At 47.4% G+C, this 3,838-nt stretch carries 5 protein-coding genes; 3 read left to right on the top strand and 2 right to left on the bottom strand.

The annotated features are described in order from the left end of the window. Positions 1-622 precede the first annotated feature (622 nt). Both QZP87_RS12845 and QZP87_RS12840 read right to left on the bottom strand, forming a co-directional pair. Positions 623-859, bottom strand: coding sequence for a YlcI/YnfO family protein (locus QZP87_RS12845; RefSeq protein WP_291323321.1), 237 nt, complete (start codon positions 857-859; stop codon positions 623-625). Next, a complete protein-coding gene (locus tag QZP87_RS12840) occupies positions 856-1,281 on the bottom strand; it encodes a putative toxin-antitoxin system toxin component, PIN family (RefSeq protein WP_291323320.1) in 426 nt (141 codons plus the stop codon). Before QZP87_RS12840 ends, QZP87_RS12845 begins: the two co-directional genes overlap by 4 nt. A 253-nt stretch (positions 1,282-1,534) precedes the next feature. Here QZP87_RS12840 and QZP87_RS15625 point away from each other — a divergent pair, with 253 nt between their 5' ends. The 3 genes from QZP87_RS15625 (at position 1,535) to QZP87_RS12830 (ending at position 2,379) form a co-directional block, all read left to right on the top strand. Continuing rightward, complete coding sequence (locus tag QZP87_RS15625) at positions 1,535-1,648, top strand: hypothetical protein (RefSeq protein WP_363331021.1); 114 nt, start codon at positions 1,535-1,537, stop codon at positions 1,646-1,648. A gap of 96 nt (positions 1,649-1,744) precedes the next feature. Beyond that, complete coding sequence (locus QZP87_RS12835; protein ID WP_291323319.1) at positions 1,745-2,038, top strand: type II toxin-antitoxin system RelE/ParE family toxin; 294 nt, start codon at positions 1,745-1,747, stop codon at positions 2,036-2,038. 17 nt (positions 2,039-2,055) lie between these two features. Continuing rightward, positions 2,056-2,379 (top strand): HigA family addiction module antitoxin, encoded by a 324-nt coding sequence (locus QZP87_RS12830; protein WP_291323318.1) that lies wholly within the window; start codon positions 2,056-2,058, stop codon positions 2,377-2,379. Positions 2,380-3,838 lie beyond the last annotated feature (1,459 nt).

The raw sequence follows: 3,838 nt of genomic DNA, 5'->3' as shown, positions 1-3,838 counted from the left end.
GAGTGCTGGATCGAAAAACGTTCCCACGCAGAGCGTGGGAACGATAAGAGAAGAGTTTTAAACCCCACTCTATGCCATCGGCGTCTGCACAAAACGAGAAGTCAATACTTTTGTAAAGATTGTTTCTACTTACTGCCTAAGTGAATATACATCAAATATTCAGCTTTCGCAGAACGTGATCAACCAGGCTTTGCAGGCCGAGGAGGAGCAAGTAAAGGGGCTCAGGCAAAAAGGCCTCAGCCGGGTTCAGTTTGATATAAAAAAGGACAGAAACAATGCCACTGAGCTTCTTCAGGACAGGAATCAACAATTTGAGATTGGTCTTGTGCCTAAAACCGTGTGTGCAAAGCACCCGTGTGAAGCTGAAGGCTTCCCGTGCCAGAGAAGATCTTTTTGGCACTGGCAACTTCGTTGCACACGGGCGGTTTTGCCGCTCCCTGATGAAACTCAGCGAAGCTGGACCAAGTACTCACTTTTCCATGTAAGCTTCTTTTGCATGTTGATGCACCTCCTCCAGCGTGGTTGGTGTGACAGGGGTGTTTTGTCCAATATATAAGCATTCTCAAGGTGAACTAGAATCCAGGATTGGCCCCGGCAGGGGGCAAGAGATCCGGGGTGAATCCTAAAGCCTGTCCTGTTCTTCCGGCTCCACATCCGGCACCCTGGACAGAATGGCTTCGAACTCCCGGCGCTCGCCCCTGGCTGCACGTTCTTTGAGATAATCCAGGGTGTGCAGGGCCGAGATCTTTTCCGACAAGGCCAAAGCTATGAACTGGTTCATGGAGACTCCTTCTTTTTCGGCCATCTGTTTGAGACGTTCATGGAGGGAATCCGGCAGACGGATACTCAGGGTAATCATATCATCCTCCTTGATTTTAAATATTCTTTTGGGGTTACTGTATGAATGCTGAATTTTGATGCTTGGGCAAAATCCTGCTTGTTGAAGGTGACAATGCAGTCAGAATTTGAGGTGACGGCCAGTTCCAAGATCATGTCGTCACCTGGATCTTTGAGAACCGGCCGCCACAGAAAATAGATATCATGGTGCCTGGCCTGGCTGCAAAGGTAGTCGAGAAAATTTTCAATGTCCGCCCTGGAAAACACGAGCTGGTCCTGATTCCTGGTAAGCACATCCTCGTATTCCATGATTACGGGAACCGACAGATTGATTTCAAACCGGCTGGAGCCGATCAGGGATATCAGCCTGAACGAAGCTCCACGCCTTGATTTCAAGGACGAAACTATCACATTGGTGTCAAGGACGATTTGATTCAGGTTCATTCAGGTATTATATATGATACCAGATGATTGTCAACCATATCAATTAAGGATCATTTATGAGCAGCACATATGCAAATGATTCAGGCGTGTTGTCATGACCGTCTTCTCCTGCTTCTGGCCCTGGCCGGCAAGGTCTCCTCCGAGGCCTTGTCTGCCGCGTAGCGGCTTCGTCCAACAAAGCTAATTCAGCCGACGCAAAAAGCTGCGCCTCGGAGCTTGAAACATCGGGCTTCCAAAATAATTCTGGGTAAAGATCAGTCAGATTCGATTTCTTTCCAAAAAGCGAATCAGCAAGAAAATAACAAAAGCATCTGATGAAGAGCTGGCTCTCATTATAGATGGTTTAAATGAAATAATTAGTGGTTAACCAGTCACTGTTGCGGACTCGCTTCACTCGCCGCAAAGTTCCAGCGTTCGGCTATAAAGGATTGACATAGCATGAATACCGTGTTACTGTGATTTCATGATACGATCATTTAAAGATCAGGGTACAGAAGATATTTTCGATGGGAAAAACAGCAAGGCTGCCCGAAAATTATGCCCGCAATATCTTTGGATTTTAGCTGCGAGAAAACTGGAGCAGGTTGACTCCGCAACAAACCTTGACGATTTAAAAGTTCCGCCGGGAAATCGCTTGGAAGCCCTCTCAGGGGATCGTTATGGGCAGTACAGCATTCGAATCAATGATCAGTATCGGGTATGTTTTAAATGGGAAAATGGCAATGCAGATAATGTTGAAATAGTCGATTATCATTGAAAATTTTGGAGAATATCATGATCAGAATTCCGAAATACAGAGAGCCGACGCACCCGGGAGAAATGTTGATGGAGGAATTTTTGGCTCCACTGTCAATAACGCAACGAGATTTGTCTAAGGCGATTCATGTTCCGTACCAGCGAATTAACGAGATTGTAAATGGGCGGCGCGGTATTACACCCAGTACAGCATTACGTCTGGCAAAATTTTTTGACATGTCAGAGGATTTTTGGATGAATATGCAGCTTCGTTGGGACCTATATCGTGCTAAAAATTCAGAAGAAAGAGAATTGCGTATGATAAAGCCCTATACGTCTTCTGAACACACAGCCCATATGTAAAAAAGCCCGCCGAACCAGTCAGCCCGGGTGACAGCCAGGGCAGGTGGCATTTTGACAAATCGAGGGGGAAACTGAATTTCAAACAACTATTGCCAAGCCAGCGGGAGCACCAGCAGATATTCATGGTTTTCAGCGGTCAAGCGGGCGATTCTGCTACATAGATGACATCTTCCCTGGAAACGCGGTGATAACCTGGGAAATCCAGTGTTGAAGACATTTCTTTATTTTCTGCCTCAATTTTGACCAAACCTGCTCATATATCTTGAAAATCATGTAAATCCGGGCTATAGATCTGCTCAAATCCCATTCAGAGGTCATTATCGCCCTGCCGGCCAGGGTTGTCCAGCTATTGCGGCCTGAGTATCCGGCTTTCTGCCCGTTTCCTGGTCTGCCCTGCTGAAACCTAAAGGGGTTTCAAAGGTTCAGAGGGCTTTTGGCCTCTTTCCGAAGTATTGCTCTTAGCTGTCCCATTACGTGTTATTGCTGGCTTGGGTCGAATTTTTGATCATTGATTGAGCTTGTTCGTATATCTCAACAGGTGAGTGGACGGGTGATCACTGGTTTGATTTCACAAGACCTGTCCTACAGGAGGGCTGGAAGTGTACAAAGAGTTGATCGATATTCTTCGAACGCCGGAAGGAAATGAATGGGTGGCGGATCAATTGGAACGTACCCTTGCTCAAGGTATTTCTATGACGGTAAAGGATAGTAAGGGGGACCCGGAGTTCTATCGATTAGAGCCTAGCGATTAGAGCCTAGCGACCTAATTGCCAGAGCAAGGAAGAAACGGGAAACTTACGAAACTACTCGCGCATACACCGACGACGAATCCCTAGAACTTGTCAAAGATGCATTGCGCTCTCTCTACGTCACATTGCCAGGTATTCAAGCAGGTGCGTTGAAGAAGCTTCATGCTTTGGGTCTGGATTTTTCAGACATCAAATTTGAAGTGCCTGATGAGCCGGGGCGGGAAGACGTGCCGCATACCCTTTCATCGAGGTCCCGCCAATTTTTCTTCGCAGGGAAGACGTCGAACTTGGATACTGAGTATCTTTCCCTGTCAGCAATTTATGCCTGTGCCCTGACCCGCACTCAAAACCACAAGTTTTTCCCTTGTAATCCACTGAAAAAAATGGTTACTTGGCCTGAATTTGATAAGACGAGGTTTTTTCAGGCTTTTCTGATACCCAGGGATCGGAGTGGGGCTGACTCCGTTGGCTGAAAAAAGAAACGTCCCGCCGAAGCGGGACGTCGGCCCGGAGATGCTATCTCCGGGGGAGCTATTAGGCGCTTAGCACAAATTTCAAACCAACATGTTGGTTGCTAAAATCGGTTCCTGGTTACCTCTCGTTCCCAGGCTCCAGCATGGGAACGCTTAGTTCTTGCGGCTCCAGCCGCTTTACCTCTCGTTCCCAGGCTCCAGCCTGGGAACGCTTAGTTCTTGCGGCTCCAGCCGCTT

It is taken from the genome of Desulfonatronospira sp. (assembly GCA_003563255.1).
Lineage (GTDB): Bacteria > Desulfobacterota > Desulfovibrionia > Desulfovibrionales > Desulfonatronovibrionaceae > Desulfonatronospira.
The sequence above is the reverse complement of the archived record's forward strand: the minus strand, read 5'-3'. Positions and strand labels throughout refer to the sequence as shown.

Coding starts and splice junctions, on each gene's coding strand:
- QZP87_RS12830 (WP_291323318.1), top strand. CDS start 2,056: ATGATCAGAATTCCGAAATACAGAGAGCCGACGCACCCGGGAGAAATG.
- QZP87_RS12835 (WP_291323319.1), top strand. CDS start 1,745: ATGATACGATCATTTAAAGATCAGGGTACAGAAGATATTTTCGATGGG.
- QZP87_RS12840 (WP_291323320.1), bottom strand. CDS start 1,281: ATGAACCTGAATCAAATCGTCCTTGACACCAATGTGATAGTTTCGTCC.
- QZP87_RS12845 (WP_291323321.1), bottom strand. CDS start 859: ATGATTACCCTGAGTATCCGTCTGCCGGATTCCCTCCATGAACGTCTC.